Source organism: Mesorhizobium sp. AD1-1, assembly GCF_020164655.1.
GTDB classification, from domain to species: domain Bacteria; phylum Pseudomonadota; class Alphaproteobacteria; order Rhizobiales; family Rhizobiaceae; genus Mesorhizobium; species Mesorhizobium ciceri.
The window spans coordinates 156,240-181,754 of record NZ_JAIUGP010000011.1 but is presented as its reverse complement, the minus strand read 5'-3'; the positions used below and the strand labels follow the sequence as shown (position 1 = coordinate 181,754).

Here is a 25,515-nt window from a genome sequence, read left to right as displayed (position 1 = left end):
CATGCGCCACATCATGGCAAAGAGCCTCGCCCCCACCGACGGCGTTCGCGACTATCTGGCGGCGCAGGAGAAGAAGTCGCTGCTGCGCTTCCTGACCTGCGGCTCGGTCGATGACGGCAAGTCGACGCTGATCGGGCGCCTGCTGTCCGACACCAAGCAGATTTTCGAGGACCAGCTCGCCGCGCTCGAACGCGATTCGCGCAAGCATGGCACGACGGGCGACGACATCGATTTCGCGCTGCTGGTCGACGGCCTCGAGGCCGAGCGTGAGCAAGGCATCACCATCGACGTCGCCTACCGTTTCTTTGCCACGCCGAAGCGCAAATTCATCGTCGCCGACACACCTGGCCACGAGCAATACACCCGCAACATGGCCACCGGCGCCTCGACCGCCGACCTGGCGATCGTGCTGATCGATGCCCGGCAGGGTGTGCTTCGACAGACCAGGCGGCATTCGATCATCGCCTCGCTGCTCGGCATCCGCCACGTCGTGCTGGCCGTCAACAAGATCGATCTTGTCGATTTCGATCAGACGGTTTTCGACCGGATCGTCGAAGACTACGGGCAATTCTCGCGCGATCTCGGCTTCCAGACCATTGTGCCGATCCCGATGTCGGCCCGTTATGGCGATAATGTCAGCCGTCGGTCGGAAAGCATGGAATGGTATTCCGGCCCAACGCTGATCGAGCATCTCGAAACCGTGTCGGTCGACCAAGCGATGGTCGAACTGCCGTTCCGTTTCCCGGTCCAGTATGTCAATCGTCCCAATCTCGACTTTCGCGGCTTTGCCGGCACGGTCGCTTCCGGCTCGGTTGCGCCCGGCGACGAGGTCGTTGTCGCCAAGTCGGGCAAATCCTCGCGCGTCAAGCGGATCGTCTCGTATGGCGGCGATCTCGCCCAGGCGGCTGCCGGACAGGCCGTCACGCTCGTCCTCGACGACGAAGTCGAAATCTCGCGCGGCAACATGCTGGTTTCGCCTGCCGCACGGCCGCAGGTCGCCGACCAGTTCGCCGCCAACATCGTCTGGTTCGACGAGCATGCGCTGCTGCCGGGCCGCTCCTACATCCTGCGCACCGAGACCGACCAGACCAGCGCCACCGTCACCGATCTGAAATACCGGATCAACGTCAACGACTTTGCCCATGAAGCGGCCAAGTCGCTCGAAATGAACGAAGTCGGCATCTGCAACATCTCGACGCGGACGCCGATCGCCTTTGATCCCTTCGCCGAAAACCGCACAACCGGCGCCTTCATCCTGATCGACCGCATCTCCAACGCCACGGTCGGCGCCGGCATGATCCTGCACTCGCTGCGCCGCGCCGAAAACATCCATTGGCAGTCGCTCGATGTCGGCAAGCGTGTGCGCGCCGACATGAAAAACCAGCGGCCCGCCGTGTTCTGGTTCACCGGGCTGTCGGGATCCGGCAAGTCGACCATCGCCAACCTGTTCGAAAAGAAGCTGTTCGCCACCGGCCGTCATACCTATATCCTCGACGGCGACAACGTCCGTCACGGTCTCAATCGCGATCTTGGCTTTACCGATGCCGATCGCGTCGAGAACATCCGCCGCGTCGCCGAGGTGGCGCGTTTGATGGCCGATGCCGGGTTGATCGTCATTGTTTCGTTCATTTCGCCGTTCAGCGCCGAGCGGCGCATGGCACGTGAATTGATGGCCGACGGAGAATTCGTCGAGGTGTTCGTCGATACGCCCTTCGAGGAATGCGCCAGGCGTGATCCGAAGGGCCTCTATGCGCGCGCGCTGAATGGCGAGATCAAGAATTTCACCGGCGTCGATTCCCCTTATGAAGCGCCGGAAACCCCGGAGATCCATCTGCAGACACTCGGCAAATCGGCCGAAGAGATGGTCGACGCCCTGGAACACTGGCTGAACGAGCGCGACATTGCCGAAGACCAATACGATAGCGGCGGCGGCATCTGACGACAGGCTGATGCTTGAAATCTTCGAGCGCCTGGCCTTGTCGGCCGGGCGCGAGGTGATGCGCGTGTTCCACGCCGGCTGTGCGGTTGACCGCAAGTCCGACGCCTCGCCGGTCACCGAGGCGGACCGCGAGAGCGAAAAGATCATTCTCGCCGGACTGCGTGCCGCATTTCCCGATATCCCCTGCGTGGCCGAGGAAGAAGCTTCCGCCGGTATCGTGCCGCCCGACCTAAATGGGGCTTTCTTCCTGATCGATCCGCTCGACGGCACCAAGGAATTCGTCAACCGCCGCACCGATTTCACCGTCAACATAGCGCTGGTTCGCGATGGCGTGCCGGAGGTCGGCGTCGTCTTTGCGCCCTGCACGGGCCGCTTCTTTTCCGGCCTGCCGGGAAGGGCGGAATCTCTCGAAATCGATGGCGGCTACCAGATCGTCGGCCGACAGCCGATCTCGGTGAGAACGGCCGTGGCGCCTCTGGCCGTCGTCGCCAGCCGTTCCCACAACACGCCGGAAACCGAGGCCTATATTCGCGACCTTGGTGCCGCCGAAATCGTCTCGGTCGGTTCCTCCTTGAAATTCTGCCTTCTCGCCAGTGCCGAGGCTGATGTCTATCCGCGCTTCGGCCGCACCATGGAATGGGACACGGCGGCAGGCGACGCCATCCTGCGCGCCGCCGGTGGCATGACGCGCACGCTCGATGGCCAGCCTCTGGTCTATGGGAAGCGCCGGCAAAGCGACGACGAGGATTTCGCCAATCCGCATTTCATTGCCAGCGGCGGGGCAGGGGTCAGCCCCGCCTGAGAAGGCCCGGTAGCTTACTCGGCCGCTTCCTGCGCCGAATTCGAGCCTATATAGTTGCGGATCGTCTCGATGATGCGGTCCTGGTCGGCTTCGCTGAGATAAGGGTGCATCGGCAGGCACAGGATCCGCTTCGGCAGGTCTTCCGAAACGGCAAGGCCGGTCGGCGTGCGCGGATAGTCGCCATAAGCGACCTGGGCATGCAGCGGCTTCACATAGTAGATGACAGACGGAATGCCCTTTTCGCCGAGATGCGCCCTCAGCCCGTCGCGCTTCGGCGTCTCGATAGCGTATTGCGCCCAGGCCGAACGGCTGCCGTCCAGATTGCGGGCGGCGGTAACGACGTCGCCAAGCCCATCGGCATAGCGCTTTGCCACGACCTGCCGGGCGACCATCTCGTCTTCGAGAATGGCCAGCTTCTCGATGAGGATCGCCGCCTGTATCGTGTCGAGCCGCGAATTGATGCCGACGCGGACATTGTCGTACTGCGTCTCGCCCTTGCCATGAAAGGCGAACGAGCGAAGCTGTTCGGCCAGCGCATCGTCATTGGTGAACATCGCGCCGCCGTCGCCGTAGCAGCCAAGCGGTTTTGCCGGATAGAAGCTGGTCGAGCCGACCGCACCGAAGGAGCCGCACATCTTGCCGTCGAGCGAACCGCCCATCGACTGGGCGGCATCCTCGATCACCATCAGGCCTTCGCGGTTGGCGATCGCCATGATCGCCTCGTAATCGGCGGCAAGGCCAAACAGATCGACGGGAATGATTGCCTTCGGCTTCAGCCTTCCTTCCTTCTTGATCATGGCAATGGCCGCTTCGAGGCTGGCGATGTCGATGTTGTAGCTGTGCGGGTCGACATCGACGAACACCGGCTCGGCCTTGGCCAGCGCCACCACTTCGGCGGTGGCGGCGAACGTGAAGCTCGGCACGAACACCGCGTCACCCGGGCCGACGCCGGCTGCAAACAGCGGCAACAGCAGCGCGTCGGTGCCGTTGGCGCAGGCCACGACATGCTTGGTGCCGATATAGGCGGCAAGCTTGTTCTCGAATTCGGTGACTTGCGGGCCAAGAATATAGCGGCCCTCGTCGACGACACAGTCGATCGCGGCCTTCAGCCGGTCGCGGATTCGTTCGCGCTGCGCGCCTAGATCGATGAACTGCATGTCGGCCTCAAAATGGGTTAGCCAGATAATCGGCCGCTGGTACCAGAGTTGCGCTTGCCGAGAAAGCCGGGCAGGCGGAGCCCTAAATTGCGGAAGTGTCGCAGTCCGTTACCAGTTTTCCCGGCGAATGTCAGTCAGATGCCGGAAATCCGGGCTTCGTCGGGCGCCATCCCGCCCTTATAGCCTTGGAAAGAGCCCCTGCGAAACATAAAGTGATCGATTGGGCTCAACTTATGTTGAGCGTTGCTCAGGCGATTTCATGTCGCCAGGGTGGATTGGCGCCGGCCCGCGACACGGTCACTGCCGCCGCCTTCGCGCCGAGCGCCAGCGCCTTATGGATGGCGTCTTCCGACAGTCCGGAAATCGCCGCCTTCGTCAGCAGGCCTTGCTCATGCAGCGAGGCGAGGATGCCGGCGTTGAACGTGTCGCCGGCGCCGACCGTGTCGACCACCTCGACCCTTTCGGGCATCACCGTGACGGCGTGCTCCTTGCTGTAGCCGATCGCGCCTTCGCCGCCATGGGTGACGACGATCAGCTTCGGGCCGCGGTCCAGCCAATTGCGGATGACATCCTCATGCGAGCCGGCTTCGCCGAACCAGTTCAGGTCTTCGTCCGACAGTTTCACGATGTCGGCCATCGCCATCATGGTGCGAATGCGCTTGAGGTGCTTGGCCTTGTCCGGGATGAAGTTCGGCCGGATGTTGGGGTCGAGCATCATGACGCGGCTTTCATGCTCGCGCCGCATGAACTCTTCATAGGCACTGCCGGCGGGCTCGGAAATCAGGCTGATGGCGCCGAACAGCATGGCTTCGATCTCGTTGCCGAGCTGCGGCAAATCGTCGATCGTCAGCATGCGTCCGGCGGTGTTCTCGTCATAGAAAGTGTACGTCGCCTGGCCGTTGGTGAGCTTGACGAAGGCCAGCGTGGTTGGCCGTGGCGAGGTGTGTGCATAAGTGGAACTGACCTTGCTCGCCCCAAGCGCATCCCGGAATTGGCCGCCGAACAGATCCGACGACAGGCCGGAAAAGAAGCCGGCCGGCGCGCCGAGCCGGCCAAGTGCGATTGCCGTGTTGAACACGGCGCCGCCGACATAAGGCGCAAAGGCCGGCTCGCCCGCTGTCGTCGTGCGCGGCAGCATGTCGATCAGGGCTTCGCCGCAGCAGAGGATCATGGCTTCTTGGTCTCCGGCGGATAGATCACGCCCTTGCGTATGATGATGTTGGCGTAGAGCCGCGGCTCGCTTGTCGCGACGATGGCATGCGCCGATTTGACCCGTGCATAGAAGTCGGCGCCGGCCAGCGCAACCACCTTGCGGCCTGGTACCCGTTTGGCGCAGATCGCTTCGATCTCATGATGGACAGGATCGGCAAGCGAGGGATCGCCTCGGACCGAGGCGCGAAACAGCGCCTCCGGCACGGCGTCATCGACAGGCAGGATACTCAATATCGCGTCGAGTACCGGGATAAGAGGGTGGCCATCGGCGCGTACCAACCGGGTTGCCTGCTGTTCCGCCGGATAGTTTCCGTCGACAAGGGCGATTTCGTCGCCATGGCCCATGCCGCGCAGGATCGCCAGAAGCTCCGGACCGAGCAGCGCCGGAATTCCGATCAGCATCAGGCGCTCCTGGAAATCGTCGTCGAGCCGATCAGGAAGCGTTCGGAAAGCGGCAGGCTGGCGCCGCCGAGCGCCCGGGCATGGATACCGACGGTTCCCTCGCGAATGGCGGGCAGCTTCAAGCCTTCGCCGTCGATCGTGGCGATTGCCGCAATGATGGCGTCGACCAGCTGGCGGCGCACCGCCTTCGGCATCCAGCCGTCGATCACCGCCGCTTCGAAATCGATGATCGAGGATGCGGCGACGATGGCGTAAGCGAGCGCCCTTGAGGCGCTGGCGATCCAGCCGTCGAGTTCGGGTCCGATCTCGCCCCAGTCTTCCGGCGAGGTCCACAGATGCGAGGCCTCGATGCCGCGCGCATTGAGCGCCTTTTCGAGCATGGCGATGGAAGCGACATCGATCAGTTGGGTCGGCTTGCCGTCCGGCCCGGGCACGGGCATGGAGCCGAGCGCTCCGGCATTGCCGGTCGGGCCGCCGAAAAGCCGGCCGTTCAGCACAATGCCGCCACCGGCGAAGGCGCCGATATAGAAATAGACGAAGTCACGCGCAGCGCCCGCCTGCCCGAAGACGAGTTCGGCGCCGCAGGCCGACGTGGCGTCGTTCTGCAAATAGACCGGAAAATCGCATTGCGCCTGGATGTCTGCCCTGATGTCGCGGTGACGCCATTCGTCCATCACGTCGCGCGGGGCGCCGGCGGTATCGGCCCAGTTCCACAATTCGAACGGCATGGCGATGCCCAGCCCGGCGATGCGCTTGTCTTGCGCGGGCGTGAGCTCGCCGCGCATCTGCCGCATGCCGTTGCTGACGAAGTCCACCGTCTCGCGCGGCGCCGGGTAGCGATAGGAATGCTGTAGCATCGAACGGACATTGCCAAGGAAGTCGATCAACACCAGTTCAGCGCTGCGGCGGCCGATCTTCAGGCCGATGAAGAAAGCGCCTTCGGGATTGAGCGCCATCGGGATGGAAGGCTGGCCGATCTTGCCGCGCAACGGCGCCTGACGCAGCAGGAGGCTTTCTTCCTCCAGCTCGCGCATGATGACGGAAACCGTCTGCGCCGAAAGTCCGGTCATGCGGGCGATGTCGGATTTTGCCAGGCTGCCGTGTTGACGCACCAGCGACAGCACCAACCGCTCATTGTGGTCGCGCATGCCGCTCTGGTTGGTGCCGCGGTGAATGAGACTGTCATTCACCTCGGGCGAACCGTGCCTCGCAATGGCCGTTTCCACCCTGTTCCTCCCGTCGTTTCCCCTCAATGCTTTTGGGCCAGAATGGGTGAACGAAGCAATGCTGTCAATAATAAATAAGAGTGATTTAATTATTGACAGGGGCTTCGGCCTGGTGTCTGTTAAGGCAGCGTCCACGCTGGGAGAATTTCGTTGGATGCGCTGCAGGTGCCGGTTGGCCGGCATCGGAATGGTTCCACTGGGAGGAAAATCGTGACCAATACAAAATTGTTGAAATCGACCGTGTTTGCCGCCGCGGCTCTGGGGCTGATGGCGTTTGCCTCGTCCGCATCCGCGGCCGGTGTCGGCGCCTGCCTGATCACCAAGACCGACACCAATCCCTTCTTCGTCAAGATGAAGGAAGGCGCGACCGCGAAGGCCAAGGAACTCGGCGTCGACCTCAAGACCTATGCCGGCAAGATCGACGGCGACAGCGAGAGCCAGGTCGCGGCGATCGAAAGCTGCATCGCCGATGGCGCCAAGGGTATCCTGATCACCGCATCCGACACCAAGGGCATCGTGCCGACCGTGAAGAAGGCGCGTGATGCCGGCCTGCTGGTGATCGCTCTCGACACGCCGCTCGATCCGATCGACGCCGCCGATGCGACCTTCGCGACGGACAATCTCGAAGCAGGCAAGCTGATCGGGGCCTGGGCCGCCGCCACGCTCGGCGACAAGGCCAAGGACGCCAAGATAGGCTTCCTAGACCTGACGCCTTCGCAGCCGACTGTCGACGTGCTGCGCGACCAGGGCTTCATGATGGGCTACGGCATCGATGTAAAAGATCCCAACAAGATCGGCGACGAGACCGATCCGCGCATCGTCGGCCATGACGTCACCAACGGCAACGAAGAGGGCGGCCGCAAGGCGATGGAGAACCTCCTGCAGAAGGACAACACCATCAACGTCATCCACACCATCAACGAGCCCGCCGCTGTCGGCGCCTACCAGGCGCTCAAGGCTGTCGGCCTCGAAAGCCAGGTGCTGATCGTTTCCGTCGACGGCGGCTGCCCCGGCGTGAAGTCGGTGGCCGAAGGTGTCATCGGCGCCACTTCCCAGCAATACCCGCTGCAGATGGCTGCACTCGGCATCGAGGCGATCGCCGCTTTTGCCAAGGACGGAACCAAGCCGAAGCCGACCGAAGGCAAGAACTTCTTCGACACCGGCGTCAACCTGGTGACCGACAAGCCGGCCACCGGCGTCAAGTCTATCGACACCAAGGAAGGCCTCGCCAAGTGCTGGGGCTGATGCCGTTCTGACCGGCATCCAAGGAACCTGAGCGGTCGGGGCTTGATCCCCGGCCGCTTCGGGTGGACGATGGCTCGCGTGACCGCGAACAATCCCGGCAGCAGACCGGAAAGGCGTGGACTGGCGTCGGCGTTTGGCTGAAGCCTACGGGGAGAAAACATGGCTCAAGCTCAGGAATTCGAGAAGGTTCTCTCGAGCAGCGACACCAGCGTCGCTGCTTTTGACGAGCACAAATCGGCCGTCAAGCGTATCCAGCATTTCTTGCATTCGACGCCGGCCGCGGTGCCGCTGATCGTCCTGGTTCTGGCGATCATCGTCTTCGGCATCACCATCGGTGGGCGTTTCTTTTCGTCCTACACGCTGACGCTTATCCTGCAGCAGATCGCCATCATCGGCATTCTGGGGGCTGCGCAGACATTGGTCATCCTGACCGCAGGCATCGACCTGTCGATTGGTGTGATCATGGTGATTTCAGCGGTGATCATGGGCAATTGCGCGGTCTCCTACGGCATGCCGAGCGCGCTCGCAGTGGCGATCGGGCTTGCCGCCGGCGCCGCCTGCGGGCTGCTCAACGGGGTGCTTGTCGCCTACATGAAGCTACCACCCTTCATCGTGACGCTTGGCACCTGGAACATCGTCATGGCCACGAACTTCATCTATTCGGCCAACGAGACGATCCGCGACACCGACGTCGATACCCAGGCGCCGCTGCTGCATCTCTTTGCCATCAGCTTCAAGGTCGGCACTGCGGTGCTGACGCTCGGCGTCATTGCCACGGTCCTGCTCGTGATGATCCTCTGGTACGTGCTCAATCACACGGCGTGGGGCCGCCATGTCTACGCCGTTGGCGATGACCAGGAGGCGGCGAAGCTGTCGGGCATCCAGACCAAGAAGGTGTTGATGACGGTCTACACCTTGGCCGGCCTGATCGCCGCTTTCGCGGCCTGGGTCTCCATCGGCCGCAACGGCTCGATCTCGCCGTCGGCTGCCGTCACCGATTACAATCTGCAGGCCATCACCGCGACGGTGATCGGCGGTATTTCCCTCTTCGGCGGACGCGGCTCCATCCTGGGCACGCTGTTCGGCGCGATGATCGTCGGCGTCGTTTCCATGGGCCTCAACATGCTGGGCGCCGATCCGCAATGGAAGGTGCTGCTCACCGGTGTGCTGATCATCGGCGCCGTGGCAGTCGACCAATGGATCAGAAAGGTGTCGGCATGACCATGACCCAGGAACCCATCCTCACTGCGCGTGGCCTGATCAAGCGCTATGGCCGTGTCACCGCCCTCGACAATGCCGACTTCGACCTTTATCCCGGCGAAATCCTCGCCGTCATCGGCGACAACGGCGCCGGCAAATCGTCGCTCATCAAGGCGATTTCCGGCGCGGCCGTGCCCGACGAAGGCGAGATCCGGCTTGAAGGCAAACCCGTCGCCTTCAAATCGCCGATGGAGGCACGCGAAGCCGGCATCGAGACCGTCTACCAGAATCTGGCACTGTCGCCGGCGCTCTCGATCGCCGATAACATGTTCCTTGGCCGCGAGATCCGCAAACCGGGTTTTCTGGGCGATTGGCTGCGTATGCTCGACCGTCCGGCGATGGAAAAGCGCGCCCGCGACAAGCTTACCGAGCTTGGCCTGATGACCATCCAGAACATCAGCCAGGCTGTGGAAACGCTCTCGGGCGGCCAGAGGCAGGGCGTTGCGGTGGCGCGCGCGGCCGCCTTCGGCAGTCGTGTGGTGATCATGGACGAGCCGACGGCCGCCCTTGGCGTCAAGGAAAGCCGCCGCGTGCTCGAGTTGATCCTCGACGTCAAGAAGCGCGGCCTGCCGATCGTGCTGATCTCGCACAACATGCCGCATGTGTTCGAAGTGGCCGACCGCATTCACATCCACCGGCTCGGCCGTCGCCTCTGCGTCATCGATCCCAAGCAATATACGATGTCCGATGCCGTGGCCTTCATGACCGGAGCAAAGGTTCCGCCCGAGGCAGCGCTGGCGGCCTGATACATGTCGCCCAAGTGCTGGAGGGTTGGCGGCACGGCAAGCACGGAACAGGAATTTGAAGCGCGTCGCGCGACCGTCTTGGCGCGTTACACTTGCGAATTGCCAAATTGCCGCAGGGGGCGTGCCGGTTCGGGCTTGTTTAAATCGATTGAATATATAGCGGTATCAGCTAGCATGGGCTGGGAGGAGCGATGAAAGCCGGTATGATCATGGCAACCGCACGAGAGGCATCATGACGAGCGCGATGACATCCGAACCCCTTCCTCCACTGCTCGAAAATCCTGATCCCAAGACACTCGCACGTGAAGTCTTGGTGGCCCTCAAATACCGGGTCGGCAAGGATACCACCGTTGCGACCCAGTACGACTGGCTGACCGCCTCGATCAAGGTCGTGCGCGACCGGATCGTCGATCGCTGGATGCAGGCGACGAAGGAGGCGTACGATCAGAAGGAAAAACGCGTCTACTATCTGTCTCTGGAGTTCCTCATCGGCCGCCTGATGCGCGATGCCTTCTCCAATCTCGGCCTGATGGACAACATGCGCGAGGCCCTGTCGTCCCTGGGCGTCGATCTCGATCTCATCGCCGCACTCGAGCCGGATGCCGCACTTGGCAATGGCGGCCTCGGGCGGCTTGCGGCCTGCTTCATGGAAAGCATGGCGACCGTCGACATTCCCGCGCATGGCTACGGCATCCGCTATGCCAACGGCATGTTCCGCCAGGAGATTCACGACGGCTGGCAGGTCGAATTGCCTGAAACCTGGCTCGATCACGGAAACCCGTGGGAATTCGAACGCCGTGAGCGCTCGTTCGAGGTCGGTTTCGGCGGTTCGGTGGAATCGATCACCTCCAAGGACGGCCGCCTCGAACGCCATGTCTGGAAGCCGACCGAGCATGTGCTGGCCGTCGCCTATGATACGCCCGTCGTCGGCTGGCGGGCCAACCGCGTCAACACGCTGCGGCTCTGGTCGGGCATGCCGGTCGATCCGATCCTGCTCGACAAGTTCAATGCCGGCGACCACATCGGCGCGCTCGCCGAAAGCAACAAGGCCGATGCCTTGTCGCGCGTGCTCTATCCCGCCGATTCCCACAAGGCCGGGCAGGAACTGCGGCTTCGGCAGGAATATTTCTTCTCCACCGCATCGCTGCAGGACATCGTCCAGCGCCATCTCAGCCAATATGGCGACCTGAAGTCCTTGCCCGACAAGGCTGCGATCCACCTGAACGACACCCATCCGGCCATCGCTGTGCCGGAGTTGATGCGCCTGTTGATGGACGTCCACGGCATGGACTTCGATCAGGCCTGGGACATCACCCAGCGCACCTTCGGCTACACCAACCACACGCTGCTGCCCGAGGCGCTGGAAAGCTGGCCGGTGCCGCTGTTCGAGCGGCTTTTGCCGCGCCACATGCAGATCGTCTATGCCATCAACGCCGAAGTGCTTCTGGAGGCGCGTGCGTCCAACCAGTTCTCGGACGAGCAGATCGGCCGCATCTCGCTGATCCAGGAAAATGGCGACCGCCGGGTGCGCATGGGCAATCTGGCCTTTGTCGGTTCGCACTCGATCAACGGCGTTTCGGCGCTTCACACCGACCTGATGAAGGAGACGGTGTTCGCCGATCTGCACAAGCTCTATCCCGATCGCATCAACAACAAGACCAACGGCATCACGCCGCGGCGCTGGCTGATCCAGTGTAATCCCGGGCTGACGTCGCTTGCCCGCGAGGCGATCGGCGACCGCTTTCTCGATGACATCGACGCCATCAAGGATCTCGACGGTTTCGCCGGCGATGCCGCCTTTCGCGACAAGTTCGCCGCCGTCAAGCGAGCCAACAAGGCGCGGCTGGCCAACCTCGTCGCCGACCGGCTCGGCATCAAGGTCGATCCCTCGGCGCTGTTCGATATCCAGATCAAGCGTATCCATGAATACAAGCGCCAGCTTCTGAATATCCTCGAGGCGATCGCCCTCTACGACCAGATCCGCTCGCATCCCGAGCGCGACTGGATGCCGCGCGTGAAATTCTTCGGCGGCAAGGCGGCGCCCAGCTACCACAATGCCAAGCTGATCATCAAACTCGCCAACGATGTCGCCAAGGTCATCAACCGCGATCCGGCCGTGCGCGGTCTGCTGAAGGTGGTGTTCGTGCCGAACTACAATGTCAGCCTTGCCGAGATCATGATGCCGGCCGCCGATCTGTCCGAACAGATCTCGACCGCCGGCATGGAAGCGTCGGGCACCGGCAACATGAAGTTCGCGCTGAACGGTGCGCTGACCATCGGCACGCTCGACGGCGCCAATGTCGAGATCAAGGAATGCGTCGGCGACGACAACATCTTCATCTTCGGCCTGACCACCGCCGAGGTCGCCGAGCGGCGCAACAACGGCTACGATCCGCGCGCCGTCATCGAAGGCTCGCCTGAGCTGGCGCAAGCGGTTGCGGCTGTTTCGTCAGGCGTCTTCTCGCCGGACGATCCGGAGCGTTACCGCGATCTCATCAACGGTCTCTACAACAGCGACTGGTTCATGGTTGCCGCCGATTTCGATGCCTATGCCGCCGCCCAGCGCGAGGTCGATGCGGTCTGGCGCAACAGTCCCGACTGGTACGCCCGGGCAATCCGCAACGTTGCGCGTGTCGGCTGGTTCTCCTCCGATCGCACGATCCGCCAATATGCGAAAGAAATCTGGAACGTGCCTGTCTGATGTGATTGCATGAGGCCGCAAACAATGTGGTCCCGGTGATGTGAATTTGAATGTTGGATTCACATCACTAGAAACAAACACTTGGTGCCCGGGGAGGGACACTGCCTGATGAAGAAGCCGCGCGCGACCGCTGCGACAAGCGGGCCGGATGGACTGGCGCCAGCCGGCGATGTCGCGGCGATTGTTGCCGGCACGCACGGAGATCCCTTCGCCGTCCTTGGTGTCCATGAGGTCGGCAAGAGCCTGTATGCCCGGTGCTTTGTTCCGAATGCCGAATTCGTCACCGCCTACACGCTGACCGGCACCATCGCGGGTGAATTGTCCAGGCGCGACGATGGCGGCTTTTTCGAAGGCAAGCTCTCGATCAAGAAGCGGCAACCCCTGCGCTATCATGCCAGGAACGCCGGCGGCGACTGGTGGCTGACCGATCCCTATTCGTTCGGTCCGGTGCTGGGCCCGATGGACGATTACTACATCGCCCAAGGCTCGCATCTAAGGCTGTTCGACAAGCTCGGCGCCCATGTCATCGATCACGAAGGCGCCACCGGAGTGCATTTCGCCGTCTGGGCTCCCAATGCGCGGCGCGTCTCTGTGGTCGGCGACTTCAACGAGTGGGACGGCCGCCGGCACACCATGCGAGACCGCCGCGACACCGGTATCTGGGAACTGTTCGTACCCGACATCGGTGCCGGACGACCCTACAAATACGAGATCATCGGCCCCGATGGTGTGAGGCTGCCGCTGAAGGCCGACCCGTTCGCCTTCAAATCCGAACTGCGTCCGGCTACTGCTTCGGTCGTGGCGGTGCCGCCGGCGCACGAGTGGGGCGACGAGGCGCATCGCAATTTCTGGCGCAATGCCGATCACCGGCGAGAAGCCATCTCGATCTACGAGGTCCATGCCGGCTCCTGGCAGCTTCGCGACGACGGAACGTTCCTGTCATGGGACGAGTTGGCCGACCGGCTGATCCCCTATGTGGTCGAGACCGGTTTCACCCACATCGAATTCATGCCGATCTCTGAACATCCCTACGACCCGTCCTGGGGCTACCAGACGACCGGTCTTTACGCGCCATCGGCCCGCTTTGGCGACCCGGACGGCTTTGCCCGTTTCGTCGATGGCGCCCACCGCGCCGGCGTCGGCGTCATCCTCGACTGGGTGCCGGCACATTTCCCGGTCGACGCGCATGGCCTGGCCAATTTCGATGGCACCGCGCTCTATGAACATGCCGATCCGCGCAAGGGTTTTCATCCCGACTGGAACACCGCGATCTACAATTTCGGCCGCCGCGAGGTGGTGTCGTTCCTGGTCAACAATGCGCTGTTCTGGGCCGAGAAATACCATGTCGACGGTTTGCGCGTCGACGCGGTCGCCTCGATGCTCTACCTCGACTATTCACGCAAGGCCGGCGAATGGATCCCCAACGAGAAGGGCGGCCGCGAGAATCTCGAGGCGGTCAGCTTCCTGCAGAAGATGAACAAGGAGGTCTACGGCCATCATCCGGGCGTCATGACCATAGCCGAGGAATCGACCTCATGGCCGAAGGTCTCGGCACCGGTGCATGAAGGCGGCCTCGGCTTCGGCTTCAAGTGGAATATGGGCTTCATGCACGACACGCTGGAGTATTTCTCCAAGGAGCCGATCTTCCGAAAGCACCACCACAACGACCTCACCTTCGGCCTGACCTACGCCTTCTCGGAGAATTTCGTGCTGCCGCTCTCGCATGACGAGGTTGTGCACGGCAAAGGCACGTTGCTTGGCAAGATGGCCGGCGACGACTGGCAGAAGTTTGCGACGCTACGCGCCTACTACGCTTTCATGTGGGGCTATCCCGGCAAGAAGCTGCTTTTCATGGGGCAGGAGTTCGGGCAGCGCCGCGAATGGAGCGAGGCGCGCGCGCTCGACTGGAACCTGCTTGAATTCCGGCCGCATCGCGGCGTCTGGCAGACGGTGCGCGATCTCAACTATCTCTACCGTTCGCGCCCGGCACTGCACGGCCGTGATTGTGAGCCGGAAGGGTTTTCTTGGCTGATCGTCGACGACAGCCAGAATTCGGTTTTTGCCTGGCTGCGCAGTGCGCCGGGCGGCAGCCCGGTGGCCGTCATTTCCAATTTCACGCCGGTGCCGCGCGATAATTATCGCGTGCCGTTGCCGACATCAGGCAAATGGCGCGAGATCATCAACACCGACGCTTCTGAATATGGCGGTTCCGGCAAGGGCAATGGCGGCATGGTCGAGGCGCGGGCGGAGGAAGGAAGCATCGCCGCGACGATGCTCTTGCCGCCGCTGTCCACGATCATGCTCGAGCTCGTCGCCGACTGAACCCATCGACACTGAGTAACATGTCGAGATCGAGTAACTTGGGAGGGTAGAAATGGCAGACTTGAAACGGACCCAGCCGCTGGCGCGCGATGCCATGGCCTATGTATTGGCCGGCGGCCGTGGCAGCCGCCTCAAGGAACTGACCGACCGGCGTGCCAAGCCGGCCGTCTATTTCGGCGGCAAGACGCGCATCATCGACTTCGCGCTCTCCAACGCGCTTAACTCCGGCATTCGACGCCTCGGCGTTGCCACCCAGTACAAGGCGCATTCGCTGATCCGTCATCTGCAGCGCGGCTGGAACTTCCTGCGCCCCGAGCGAAACGAAAGCTTCGACATCCTGCCGGCCAGCCAGCGCGTCTCGGAAACGCAATGGTATGAGGGCACGGCTGACGCCGTCTATCAGAACATCGACATCATCGAGGCCTACGGACCCGAATACATGGTCATCCTGGCTGGCGACCACATCTACAAGATGGACTACGAGATGATGCTTCGCCAGCACGTCGACGCCAATGCCGACGTCACCGTTGGCTGCCTCGAAGTGCCGCGCATGGAAGCCACCGGCTTCGGCGTCATGCATGTCGATGGCAAGGACAACATCATCGCCTTCGTCGAAAAGCCCGCCGATCCGCCCGGCATTCCCGATAAGCCGGAGTTTGCCTTGGCCTCGATGGGCATTTACGTCTTCAAGACCAAGTTTCTGATGGAGCAGTTGCGCCGCGATGCGGCCGAGCCGGGCTCGAGCCGCGACTTCGGCAAGGACATCATCCCCTATATCGTCCAGCACGGTAAGGCGATCGCGCACCGCTTCGCCAAGTCCTGCGTCCGTTCGACCGCCGAGAACGAGGCCTACTGGCGCGACGTCGGAACGGTCGACGCCTATTGGGAAGCCAATATCGACCTGACCGATATCACGCCGGAACTCGACCTCTACGACCGCGACTGGCCGATCTGGACCTATGCCGAATTGAAGCCGCCGGCAAAGTTCGTGCATGACGAGGATGGCCGCCGCGGTTCGGCTGTGTCTTCGCTGGTTTCGGGCGATTGCATCGTCTCGGGGGCTTCGCTGAAAAAAAGCCTGATCTTCACCGGCGCGCGCATCAATTCCTATTCGACGCTCGAAGAAGTCGTCATGCTGCCCGACGTTCATGTCGGCCGGAACGCAAAGTTGAAGCGCGTGGTCATCGACCATGGTGTTAGGATACCGGAAGGGCTGGTGGTCGGCGAAGATCCTATTCTCGACGCCAAGCGCTTCCGCGTTTCCGAAAAGGGCATCTGCCTGGTCACCCAGGACATGATCGACAAGCTGGGGCTCTGACGCATGCAGGTTCTGTCGGTCACGCCGGAAATTTTCCCGCTCATCAAGACCGGTGGGCTTGCCGACGTGACCGGCGCGCTGCCCATTGCCTTGGCGGCCAAGGGCGTGACCGTGCGCACGCTCATGCCCGGCTTTCCGACCGTCATGGCTGCCTTCAAGAAAAAGCGGGCGGTTCTGCAATACCCCTTGCTGCAGGGCGGCAAGGCCTCTGTCCATTCCGTCCAACTCGCCGGGCTCGAACTGTTCGTGCTCGATGCGCCGCATCTGTTCGACCGTCCCGGCGGCCCCTATGGCAATGCGACCGGCGTCGACTGGCCAGACAATTGGCGGCGTTTCGCGGCGTTGAGCCAGGTCGGCGGCGACATCGCCGGCGGCGCCATCTCGGGCTACCAGCCCGACATCGTGCACGCCCATGACTGGCAGTCGGCGATGACGCTGGCCTATATGCGCTATGGCAAGGCGGTCGGCGTGCCTTCGATGATGACCGTCCACAACCTCGCCTTCCAGGGCCAGTTCGGCGCCAGCATTTTCGGCGAGCTTGGCTTGCCGGCGGCGGCGATGGCGCTCGACGGCGTCGAATATTATGGTGGTGTCGGCTTCCTCAAGGCGGGCCTGCAGGCCGCCTGGGCGATCACCACGGTCAGTCCGACCTACGCGCAGGAAATCCGCTCGCCCGAATTCGGCATGGGCCTCGACGGCCTCATCAACATGCGCTCCAGCGATCTCCATGGCATCGTCAACGGCATCGACACCGGCATCTGGGATCCGGAAACCGACAAGCATCTGGTGTCCAACTACACGGCCAGCACGCTGAAGGCGCGCGCACCCAACAGGGCTGCCGTGGAGGACCGCTTCAACCTTGAGCGCGATGACAGCCCGATCGTCTGCGTGGTCAGCCGCCTGACCTGGCAAAAGGGCATGGACATATTGGCGCTGGTGGTCGACGGCATTGTCGCGACGGGTGCGCGGCTCGCCATCCTGGGATCGGGCGATGCCGGTCTCGAAGGCGCGCTGCTTGCCGCCGCCGCCAGGCATCGCGGCCGCATCGGCGTCGTCGTCGGCTACGACGAGGGGCTGTCGCACATCATGCAGGGCGGCTGCGACGCCATCGTCATTCCCTCGCGCTTCGAACCGTGCGGGCTGACGCAGCTTTACGGCCTGCGCTATGGCTGCGTGCCGGTGGTCGCGCGCACCGGCGGCCTCGCCGACACGGTCATCGACGCCAATGAGGCTGCCGTCTCTGCCGGCGTCGCCACCGGCTTCCAGTTCGCGCCCAACAATGGCGGCGCCTTGCTGCACGCTATCCGCCGCCTCGTCGACGCCCATGCCAGTCCGACGGTCTGGGAATCGCTGCAGCGCCAGGGCATGAAAGCCGATGTGTCGTGGGACAAGAGCGCGGAAAAATACGTCGAACTCTATCGTTCGCTGCTTTCGAAAAGGGTTGCCTGAAGCATGATACGGACCGTTCCCACCAAGCCTTATTCCGACCAGAAGCCCGGCACGTCGGGCCTGCGCAAGAAGGTGCCTGTCTTTCAGCAGGAGCACTATGCCGAGAATTTCATCCAGTCGATCTTCGACGCGCTCGACGGTTTCAAGGGCAAGACCCTGGTGATCGGTGGCGATGGCCGCTTCTACAACCGCGAGGTCATCCAGAAGGCCATCGCCATCGCAGCCGCCAACGGCTTCGGCAAGGTGATGGTTGGGCAGGGCGGCATCCTGTCGACGCCAGCCGCTTCGCATGTCATCCGCAAATACAAGACCTTTGGCGGCATCATCCTGTCGGCCAGTCACAATCCGGGCGGCCCGCATGAGGATTTCGGCATCAAGTACAATGCCGGCAATGGCGGCCCGGCGCCGGAAAAGCTCACCGACGCGATCTTCGAAAAGACCAAGGCGATTTCGAGCTTCAAGATCGCCGATATCGATCCGATCGACATCGACACAACAGGAACGGTCAAGGCCGCCGGCATGACGGTCGAGATCATCGATCCGGTCGTGGACTATGCCGCGCTGATGGAAAGCCTGTTCGATTTCGACGCCCTGCGCAAACTCTTCAAGTCCGGCTTCCGCATGCGCTTCGACGCCATGCACGCGGTGACCGGCCCCTACGCCAAGGAGATCCTGGAAAACCGGCTCGGCGCGCCCAATGGCACCTGCCGCAATTTCAAGCCGCTGCCGGATTTCGGCGGCCACCATCCGGACCCGAACCTTGTCCACGCCAAACACCTCTATGACGAGATGATGGGACCGGACGCGCCGGATTTCGGTGCCGCCTCGGATGGGGATGGCGACCGCAATCTGATCATCGGCAAGGGCATTTTCGTCACCCCGTCGGATTCGGTCGCCATGCTCGCCGCCAATGCGCGTCTGGCGCCCGGCTACAAGGCCGGTTTGAAAGGCATTGCACGCTCGATGCCGACCAGTGGCGCGGCCGATCGCGTTGCTGAAAAACTCGGCGTCGGCATCTATGAGACTCCGACCGGCTGGAAATTCTTCGGCAATCTGCTCGATGCCGACATGGCGACGATCTGCGGCGAGGAGAGTGCCGGCACCGGCTCCAACCATGTCCGCGAAAAGGACGGCCTGTGGGCGGTGCTTTTGTGGCTCAACATCCTTGCCGCGCGTGGCGAAAGCTGCAAGCAGATCGTCACCGAGCACTGGGCGACCTACGGTCGCAACTACTATTCGCGGCACGATTATGAAGAGGTCGAGAGCGACCGCGCCAACGCGCTGGTCGACGAACTGCGTGCCAAGCTCGGCTCGCTGCCTGGCACCAGCGTGCGCGGCCTGAAAATCGCCAGCGCCGACGATTTTGCCTATCACGATCCGGTCGACGGTTCGATCAGCGAGCATCAGGGCATCAGGGTTCTGTTCGAAGGTGGTTCGCGGGTCGTCTTTCGGCTGTCCGGCACCGGCACGTCGGGCGCGACGTTGCGCGTCTACATCGAGCGCTACGAGCCGGACAAGTCTCGGCACGATCTCGACACCCAGGCCGCCCTTGCCGATCTGATTGCCGCGGCTGACGATATTGCCGGGATTCACAGCCATACCGGCCGCCCCAAGCCGAGCGTGATCACTTGAGAGTGGCTGCGCGCGTTTCACCTTCTCCCCTTGTGGGAGAAGGTGGCCGAGCGAAGCTCGGTCGGATGAGGGGTGCTCCAGCTTGGCGCAAACCGATGTCCAGATCACCAACGCCGCGGTCCTTCCAACACCCCTCATCCGTCTCGGCGCTGCGCGCCGATCCACCTTCTCCCGCGAGGGGAGAAGGTGAGGCGCGGGCATGACCCAGCTCGGCGCCACAGTCACCCGCGAAGGCATCCGCTTTGCCGCCTGGTCGCAGGCCGCCCGTCGGCTTTGGGTCTCGATCTTCGAGGAGCAGGGCATGCGGGAAATCGAACGGCTCGAACTGCAGCGGGAAGGCGAGGGCGTCCATGCGCTGTTCGTTGCAGGTCTTGGCTCCGGAACCCGCTACGGTTTCCGCGCCGACGGGGACTATGCGCCGGAGCATGGACTGTGGTTCGACCCCGACAAATTGCTGACCGATCCCTACGCCGTCGAGATTGACAGGCCTTATGCCTACGACTGGCGGCTGGCCGATCGCCGGGGCGAGGGGGGCGATACCGCGTCGCTGATGCCGAAGGCGATCGCGGCTGCGCTACCGAAGCCTGTGCAGGCTGCGCCGCCGCTCTTCCGCGCCGGCGGCCTGGTCTACGAAATTCCGGTGCGCGCCTTCACCATGCTGCATTCGGATGTTCCCGAAAAATTGCGCGGAACAGTCGCCGCACTTGCTCAACCGGCGATCGTCGAGCACCTGAAAAAACTCGGCGTTGGCGCGGTCGAACTGATGCCGGTGACCGCGTCGATCGACGAACGGCATCTGCCGCCGCTCGGGCTGCGCAACGCCTGGGGCTACAATCCCGTGACGTTCATGGCCCTCGATCCGCGCCTTGCGCCGGGCGGCATCATGGAACTGCGAAACACGGTCGCTGTGCTGCGCCAGGCTGGTATCGGCGTCATCCTCGACCTCGTCTTCAACCACACCGGCGAGAGCGACAGGCTTGGTCCCACGCTGTCGCTGCGCGGCTTCGACAACCAGGCCTACTACCGGCACACACCTGATGGCAGGCTGGCCAACGACACCGGTACCGGCAACACAGTCGCTTGCGACCATCCTGTGGTCCAGGAGATGGTCCTCGACACGCTTCGCCATTTCGTCAGGGATGCCGGTGTCGATGGCTTCCGCTTCGACCTCGCTCCCATTCTGGGGCGGGTCGAGGGCACATTCGATGCCGAGGCGCCGCTGCTGAGAGCGATGCGCGATGACGCACTGCTGGCCGATCGCGTGTTGATCGCCGAGCCGTGGGACATCGGCCCCGACGGCTATCAGCTCGGCAATTTTCCAGCGCCCTTCCTCGAATGGAACGACAAGTATCGCGACGATGTCAGACGGTTCTGGCGCGGCGACGCCGGCATGGTCGGCGCCCTGGCGACCCGGCTCGCCGGTTCGTCAGATGTGTTTGCCGCGAACGGGCAAGGCGCCAGCCGCAGTGTCAATTTCATCGCCGCCCATGACGGCATGACGCTCGCCGACATCGTGCGCTACGAGCGCAAGCACAACGAAGCCAATGGCGAGCAGAACCGCGACGGCCACAATGAAAACCTGTCCTGGAACAACGGCGTGGAAGGTGATGCGGACAACCCGGCCGTGGCAGCGGCTCGCCAGAACGATCAGCGCGCGCTGCTCGCCACGTTGTTTGCCTCGCGCGGCATCATCATGCTGACCGCGGGCGACGAATTCGGCCGCACCCAGCAAGGCAACAACAACGCCTATGCCCAAGACAACGAGATCACCTGGCTCGACTGGGCCGGCCGCGACCAGGCGCTGGAGCGCTACACAGCGGCACTCTCGAGGCTGCGCCGATCGATGCCGGCGCTTTCCGACACAAGCTTCCTCACTGGCCAGCCGCCGGCAGGTTCGGAGATACCGGACGTCGCATGGCTTGCTGAGACGGGCGCGCCGCTCGATGAACAGAGCTGGCAGGATCCGCAGCGGCACCGTCTTGTCATGGTCCTGAGTGGCGCCAGCGATGACGGCCGCCGTCTTGCGGTGCTTATCAACGGCGATCGCCGGGCCTGCATGTTCACCTTGCCTGAACGAGACGGATTCTTCTGGGCCCCAGATATCGAAGCGCCGGATGCGGCGGATATCTCGCGGCCAATATCCGGGCGGACGATGATCTTCATGATCGAACGAGCGCAGGCCGGCACAAGGGAGAAGCGCAATGGCGGCGAGTGACAAGAAGGGATGGTGGCGCGGTTGCGTCATCTACCAGATCTATCCGCGCTCCTTCCAGGACACGACCGGCGATGGCAGCGGCGATCTCGCCGGTATCACATCGAGGCTCGCCCATGTCGCCTCGCTCGGTGTCGACGCCATCTGGCTGTCGCCTTTCTTCAAGTCGCCGATGGCCGATATGGGCTACGACGTGTCGGACTACTGCGATGTCGATCCGATGTTCGGCACGCTCGAGGATTTCGATGCGCTGGTCGCCGAGGCGCATCGTCTCGGCCTGAAGATCATCATCGACCAGGTGCTGTCGCATTCATCCGACAAGCACGACTGGTTTGTCGAAAGCCGCGCCAGCCGCGATAACCCCAAGGCCGACTGGTATGTCTGGGCCGATACCAAGCCAGATGGCAGCGCGCCAAACAACTGGCTCTCCGTCTTCGGTGGCCCGGCCTGGGAATGGGATTCTACCCGCCGGCAGTATTACATGCACAATTTCCTCCCCTCGCAGCCCGATCTGAATTTCCACAATCCGGAGGTTCAGGACGCGCTTCTGGAAACTGTGCGCTTCTGGCTGGAGCGCGGCGTCGACGGTTTTCGGCTCGATACGGTCAATTACTATGTCCACGACCGCTGGTTGCGCAGCAATCCACCCTTGGCATCAAGCGTCGCCGGCACCAACAGCGAGACCAACACCTACCTTTACCAGGAGCACCTGTTCGACAAGACGCAGCCGGAAAACCTGGCGTTCCTGCGCCGCTTCAGGGCGCTGCTCGACGAATATGACGACCGCGCCGCCGTCGGCGAGATCGGCGATGAAGGCCGCTCGCTGCAGACGCTCGCGGCCTACACTTCAGGCGGCGACAAGCTGCATATGTGTTACACCTTCGACCTGCTCGGTCCGCAGTTCTCGGCTGCGCATGTGCGTGGCTGCGTCGAAGCCTTCGAGGCGGCCGTCTCCGACGGCTGGGTCTGTTGGGCCTTCTCCAACCATGACGTGGCGCGCCATGTCAGCCGCTGGACAAGGCCGGACAGCGAGCCCGACGCGGTCGCAAGATTCTCGATCATGCTGCTCGCCTGCCTGCGCGGCTCGATCTGCCTCTATGAGGGCGAGGAACTCGGGCTGGAGGAGGCGGAACTGGCCTATGAAGATCTGCGCGATCCCGTCGGCATCCGCTTCTGGCCAGGCGTCAAGGGCAGGGATGGGTGCCGCACGCCGATGGTGTGGGAGGCCGGCGCCGACAATGCAGGCTTCTCCACGGCCAGGCCCTGGCTGCCGATACCGGCCAGCCATCGCGCTCGCGCCGTCGACGTCCAGAATGCCGACACGGTCTCTGTGCTCGCGTCCTACCGGGCTGCGCTGGCCTTGCGCGGGGAGCATGAGGCGCTGATATCCGGCTCGATCCGCTTTCTCGACGCCGAGGGTGACCTGCTCGCTTTCATCCGCGACGGCGGCGGTGAAAGACTGCTCTGTGTCTTCAATTTCGCCGGAGGACCGGCCAATTGGCCGTTGCCGGGGGACATCCGAGCGGTTGCGCAGCTGGATGGCAATGCCGCGGTCGTCGAGACTGAGCTTTTGCTGCCAGCGCTCGGAGCCTTTTTGGGCAGGCTCGACTGATATCCCGACGTTACTGCACCAGCACGGCACGTCCGCATGTCGCGCCGGTGACCCGGACATCGGCCACGCCGAGATGCACGCCGAGCGTATCGAGCAGGCTGTAAAGCAATGTGTCGACTGGTGCGGTCACGGTTTTCAAGAGCGCTAAGACCGGCTGCTTCACGACGCCGAGTATGGCGGTTAGGTCAAGCCCGATGCTAAGCGCGCCGACGTAGAGCCTCAAATTGTCAACCAATGACGCGGTCAGCGTCTGGGTCAGATCCCGTGTCGGGGTGGTCTTTATGGTCTTGGCGGCAATCTCGGTTTTATTGAAGACCAGGTTGGTCGGGCTGACGTTGGTGACCTCGGCTGCTGCCGAACCCTTCACCTGTAACAGGTCGATCTTGAGCAGCAGCAGAGTGAGGCTGAGGTCCGCGATATTGGCGTCGGAGAACGACTGCGGGTTGCTGAAATCGGCGAAGGCGGTGGGGCTGTTATCGGCATCGCTGGCGGCAAGGTTCACCGCCGCGATGCCGGGCTTCGCGGCAATGGTAACCTTCAGGCTGTCGGGGCCGGTCGGGCAGCTGATGTCGGTCAGCTTGGCCTCGGCATAGGCCACTTCGACATTCAGTGGCAACCTGACCGACAGCAGGCTGATGCCGCCGCTCAGGTTCGGATTACTGCCGACCCCAAGGGTGAACAGCAGCTTGATGCGCGTTTGCGCGGTGCGCACCACGGTGCCGGCTTCTCCAACCGCCAGCCATGGTGAGGATTGCGGCGGTTCGCCGATGGCGATGGCGAGCGTGGTCGACAGCACCCCGGGAATGGTGGCGCCGAGGGCGACGTCGACCTGTTTTGAACCGTTTGCCAGTCCGGCGGCGGCCGTCAGCATTCCCAAGGCGCTGGCGTCGACGCCGAGGCCGGCGGGCCTTTGCCCGAGGCCCAATTTGCCGACGGAGCCGAGATCGACCAGATGACTGAGCGGGATCTGGACCGTGCTGGTCGACTTGGACGCGATCGTCTGCAGGGCGACCTTGGCCGTGTTGCCAAGCCCAGGCACATTGGCCATGGCCGTGGCGATCTGGCCGACGGTCGCCTTCGATGCCAGCACATCCGAATACGAGACGCCAGTTAGGTTCAGCTGTGTGGCAAGGCCGTCCACGAAGGAGAGCACGCTCACATCCGCGGAGATCAGCGCGTTGTAGTCCATGACACTGAGCGAGATGTTGCTGCCGAGCAGTCCGCCGAGAAGCGCGTTGAGGATACCGCCATCGAGGCTGGCGAGCCTCGATCCGACCGAGAACGTCGCCTGTGGCGTCATGCTGGCGGTGGCTTGGGTGCCGATGACGGGAGTGGGGATCAGCGAACTCGCGAAATAGCGGGCGGGGATCTTCTTCAGGGTGACGCGGACGGCATTGTAGGGGGTTATGCTGGCCTGGAAACGCTGGCCCACATTGGCCCCGGATGCCACATATCGCCCGGGCGTGACCGTCACGACGGTTTTGCCGACCGCCGGCTCGATCGTCTGTCCCGAGCTTTGAACGACAACCCCTGGCATGCCGTTGTCGGTCAGCGTGGTAACGACCGCTGTATTGACATTGGTCATGTTCGAGGCGGCGGTGATCGCCGCCAGATCCACCATTGCCTGCGCTTCGCGGCGCTCGGTGTAGATCGAGGCTTCGTCGATGGCCACTGCGGCCAGCGCCAGCGCCACCGGCGCGCTCAATGCCGCCATGACGGTGAAGTTCGCTTTCCTGTCACTCAGCATCAACCGGGCAAGCCGACCGATCCCATTGCACGCATGCAGCAGCATTCAAATGCCCCCGACCCTGATCGTTGACTGGCGCCTGATCGTGGTCCCGGGCATGGCTATGCCCGGGAAAAGGTTCCAGATCGGCAGGTTGCGGGCGTCGTATTGTATGGACACCACGAACTGGCTTCCATCGGCCGAGCTGTCGTTGGCCTGGTAGGTCAACTTGCTGACATCCACGAAGGGATATCCGCCGGCATTGTTGGTGACGAAGCTGGCTACGAGCGTTTGACGTTCGGTTTGGTTCAACCCGGCAATTGCCGTGCGGGCGGCATCCGCTGCGATCTGCTGGATCGAGTTGGCGGCGCCGAAGTATATACCGTATGCAACCATTCCGAGTAGAAGAAGAATGAAAATCGGTGAAAGTAAGGCAAACTCAACCGCAGAGGTACCGCGCTCTTCTTGAAATGTCCGCATTAGTTGACGGATTTTGGGCAATTTACTTGCTCCGTTACTCATAGCCGCCGCGCGTCTGAAGCTCGAACCGTATA

At 62.8% G+C, this 25,515-nt stretch carries 18 protein-coding genes; 12 read left to right on the top strand and 6 right to left on the bottom strand.

The features are described 5' to 3' along the window. Nucleotide 1: 1 nt before the first annotated feature. Both cysN and cysQ read left to right on the top strand, forming a co-directional pair. Entirely contained in the window at nt 2–1,939 is a 1,938-nt protein-coding gene (gene cysN / locus LB519_RS21050) for a sulfate adenylyltransferase subunit CysN (RefSeq protein WP_024503688.1), read from the top strand. Nucleotides 1,940–1,949: 10 nt separating this feature from the next. Beyond that, the gene (cysQ, locus tag LB519_RS21045; protein WP_224621114.1) at nt 1,950–2,741 is read left to right on the top strand and encodes a 3'(2'),5'-bisphosphate nucleotidase CysQ; all 792 of its coding nucleotides are present in this window, start codon (nt 1,950–1,952) and stop codon (nt 2,739–2,741) included. Nucleotides 2,742–2,755: 14 nt separating this feature from the next. Here cysQ and LB519_RS21040 read toward each other — a convergent pair whose 3' ends face one another. The 4 genes from LB519_RS21040 to LB519_RS21025 all read right to left on the bottom strand — a co-directional run bounded on the left by LB519_RS21040 (nt 2,756) and on the right by LB519_RS21025 (nt 6,738). Continuing rightward, complete coding sequence (locus LB519_RS21040) at nt 2,756–3,898, bottom strand: DegT/DnrJ/EryC1/StrS family aminotransferase (protein ID WP_224621070.1); 1,143 nt, start codon at nt 3,896–3,898, stop codon at nt 2,756–2,758. A gap of 247 nt (nt 3,899–4,145) precedes the next feature. Then, nucleotides 4,146–5,069 carry a carbohydrate kinase family protein gene (locus LB519_RS21035; RefSeq protein ID WP_224621068.1) on the bottom strand — a complete coding sequence of 308 codons (924 nt, stop codon included), beginning with the start codon at nt 5,067–5,069 and terminating at the stop codon, nt 4,146–4,148. After that, nucleotides 5,066–5,512 carry an RbsD/FucU family protein gene (locus LB519_RS21030; protein WP_224621067.1) on the bottom strand — a complete coding sequence of 149 codons (447 nt, stop codon included), beginning with the start codon at nt 5,510–5,512 and terminating at the stop codon, nt 5,066–5,068. The genes LB519_RS21035 and LB519_RS21030 overlap by 4 nt, the downstream gene beginning before the upstream one ends. Beyond that, the gene (locus LB519_RS21025) at nt 5,512–6,738 is read right to left on the bottom strand and encodes an ROK family protein (protein WP_024503692.1); all 1,227 of its coding nucleotides are present in this window, start codon (nt 6,736–6,738) and stop codon (nt 5,512–5,514) included. Before LB519_RS21025 ends, LB519_RS21030 begins: the two co-directional genes overlap by 1 nt. 267 nt (nt 6,739–7,005) lie before the next feature. Between LB519_RS21025 and LB519_RS21020 the strand changes: the two genes are divergently transcribed. The 10 genes from LB519_RS21020 to LB519_RS20975 all read left to right on the top strand — a co-directional run bounded on the left by LB519_RS21020 (nt 7,006) and on the right by LB519_RS20975 (nt 23,235). After that, nucleotides 7,006–7,983 (top strand): sugar ABC transporter substrate-binding protein, encoded by a 978-nt coding sequence (locus LB519_RS21020; protein WP_395316708.1) that lies wholly within the window; start codon nt 7,006–7,008, stop codon nt 7,981–7,983. A gap of 159 nt (nt 7,984–8,142) precedes the next feature. Beyond that, complete coding sequence (locus tag LB519_RS21015; RefSeq protein ID WP_013532703.1) at nt 8,143–9,204, top strand: ABC transporter permease; 1,062 nt, start codon at nt 8,143–8,145, stop codon at nt 9,202–9,204. Further along, on the top strand, nt 9,180–9,989 hold the full coding sequence (locus tag LB519_RS21010) for an ATP-binding cassette domain-containing protein (protein WP_224621066.1): 810 nt from the start codon (nt 9,180–9,182) through the stop codon (nt 9,987–9,989). Before LB519_RS21015 ends, LB519_RS21010 begins: the two co-directional genes overlap by 25 nt. A 232-nt stretch (nt 9,990–10,221) precedes the next feature. Next, entirely contained in the window at nt 10,222–12,690 is a 2,469-nt protein-coding gene (locus tag LB519_RS21005) for a glycogen/starch/alpha-glucan phosphorylase (RefSeq protein ID WP_024503694.1), read from the top strand. Between the two features lie 108 nt (nt 12,691–12,798). After that, nucleotides 12,799–15,012, top strand: a complete 2,214-nt coding sequence (gene glgB, locus LB519_RS21000) for a 1,4-alpha-glucan branching protein GlgB (RefSeq protein WP_127370874.1) — start codon at nt 12,799–12,801, stop codon at nt 15,010–15,012. A gap of 52 nt (nt 15,013–15,064) precedes the next feature. Further along, entirely contained in the window at nt 15,065–16,330 is a 1,266-nt protein-coding gene (glgC, locus tag LB519_RS20995; protein WP_013532699.1) for a glucose-1-phosphate adenylyltransferase, read from the top strand. A 3-nt stretch (nt 16,331–16,333) separates the two neighbouring features. Further along, nucleotides 16,334–17,779 carry a glycogen synthase GlgA gene (glgA, locus tag LB519_RS20990; protein WP_224621064.1) on the top strand — a complete coding sequence of 482 codons (1,446 nt, stop codon included), beginning with the start codon at nt 16,334–16,336 and terminating at the stop codon, nt 17,777–17,779. 3 nt (nt 17,780–17,782) lie between these two features. Continuing rightward, nucleotides 17,783–19,411, top strand: coding sequence for an alpha-D-glucose phosphate-specific phosphoglucomutase (locus LB519_RS20985; protein ID WP_013532697.1), 1,629 nt, complete (start codon nt 17,783–17,785; stop codon nt 19,409–19,411). A gap of 199 nt (nt 19,412–19,610) precedes the next feature. Further along, nucleotides 19,611–21,626 (top strand): glycogen debranching protein GlgX, encoded by a 2,016-nt coding sequence (gene glgX, locus LB519_RS20980; protein WP_224621063.1) that lies wholly within the window; start codon nt 19,611–19,613, stop codon nt 21,624–21,626. Continuing rightward, nucleotides 21,613–23,235: an alpha-glucosidase family protein gene (locus tag LB519_RS20975; protein WP_224621061.1), complete on the top strand. Its 1,623-nt coding sequence runs from the start codon at nt 21,613–21,615 to the stop codon at nt 23,233–23,235. Before glgX ends, LB519_RS20975 begins: the two co-directional genes overlap by 14 nt. A gap of 10 nt (nt 23,236–23,245) precedes the next feature. On the opposite strand, the gene LB519_RS20970 is transcribed toward LB519_RS20975, so the two are convergent. Further along, a complete protein-coding gene (locus tag LB519_RS20970) occupies nt 23,246–25,027 on the bottom strand; it encodes a TadG family pilus assembly protein (protein WP_224621059.1) in 1,782 nt (593 codons plus the stop codon). Continuing rightward, nucleotides 25,028–25,441 (bottom strand): TadE family protein, encoded by a 414-nt coding sequence (locus LB519_RS20965; protein ID WP_224621112.1) that lies wholly within the window; start codon nt 25,439–25,441, stop codon nt 25,028–25,030. Nucleotides 25,442–25,515: the final 74 nt, after the last annotated feature.

Excerpts from the sequence above, each read along its gene's own strand:
- LB519_RS20965 (WP_224621112.1), bottom strand. The coding sequence starts at position 25,441 with ATGCGGACATTTCAAGAAGAGCGCGGTACCTCTGCGGTTGAGTTTGCC.
- cysN (WP_024503688.1), top strand. The coding sequence starts at position 2 with ATGCGCCACATCATGGCAAAGAGCCTCGCCCCCACCGACGGCGTTCGC.
- LB519_RS21030 (WP_224621067.1), bottom strand. The coding sequence starts at position 5,512 with ATGCTGATCGGAATTCCGGCGCTGCTCGGTCCGGAGCTTCTGGCGATC.
- LB519_RS20970 (WP_224621059.1), bottom strand. The coding sequence starts at position 25,027 with ATGCTGCTGCATGCGTGCAATGGGATCGGTCGGCTTGCCCGGTTGATG.
- LB519_RS21015 (WP_013532703.1), top strand. The coding sequence starts at position 8,143 with ATGGCTCAAGCTCAGGAATTCGAGAAGGTTCTCTCGAGCAGCGACACC.
- LB519_RS21040 (WP_224621070.1), bottom strand. The coding sequence starts at position 3,898 with ATGCAGTTCATCGATCTAGGCGCGCAGCGCGAACGAATCCGCGACCGG.
- LB519_RS20985 (WP_013532697.1), top strand. The coding sequence starts at position 17,783 with ATGATACGGACCGTTCCCACCAAGCCTTATTCCGACCAGAAGCCCGGC.
- LB519_RS21035 (WP_224621068.1), bottom strand. The coding sequence starts at position 5,069 with ATGATCCTCTGCTGCGGCGAAGCCCTGATCGACATGCTGCCGCGCACG.
- glgC (WP_013532699.1), top strand. The coding sequence starts at position 15,065 with ATGGCAGACTTGAAACGGACCCAGCCGCTGGCGCGCGATGCCATGGCC.
- glgX (WP_224621063.1), top strand. The coding sequence starts at position 19,611 with ATGACCCAGCTCGGCGCCACAGTCACCCGCGAAGGCATCCGCTTTGCC.
- LB519_RS21020 (WP_395316708.1), top strand. The coding sequence starts at position 7,006 with ATGGCGTTTGCCTCGTCCGCATCCGCGGCCGGTGTCGGCGCCTGCCTG.
- glgB (WP_127370874.1), top strand. The coding sequence starts at position 12,799 with ATGAAGAAGCCGCGCGCGACCGCTGCGACAAGCGGGCCGGATGGACTG.
- LB519_RS21010 (WP_224621066.1), top strand. The coding sequence starts at position 9,180 with ATGGATCAGAAAGGTGTCGGCATGACCATGACCCAGGAACCCATCCTC.
- LB519_RS21005 (WP_024503694.1), top strand. The coding sequence starts at position 10,222 with ATGACGAGCGCGATGACATCCGAACCCCTTCCTCCACTGCTCGAAAAT.
- cysQ (WP_224621114.1), top strand. The coding sequence starts at position 1,950 with ATGCTTGAAATCTTCGAGCGCCTGGCCTTGTCGGCCGGGCGCGAGGTG.
- LB519_RS20975 (WP_224621061.1), top strand. The coding sequence starts at position 21,613 with ATGGCGGCGAGTGACAAGAAGGGATGGTGGCGCGGTTGCGTCATCTAC.
- glgA (WP_224621064.1), top strand. The coding sequence starts at position 16,334 with ATGCAGGTTCTGTCGGTCACGCCGGAAATTTTCCCGCTCATCAAGACC.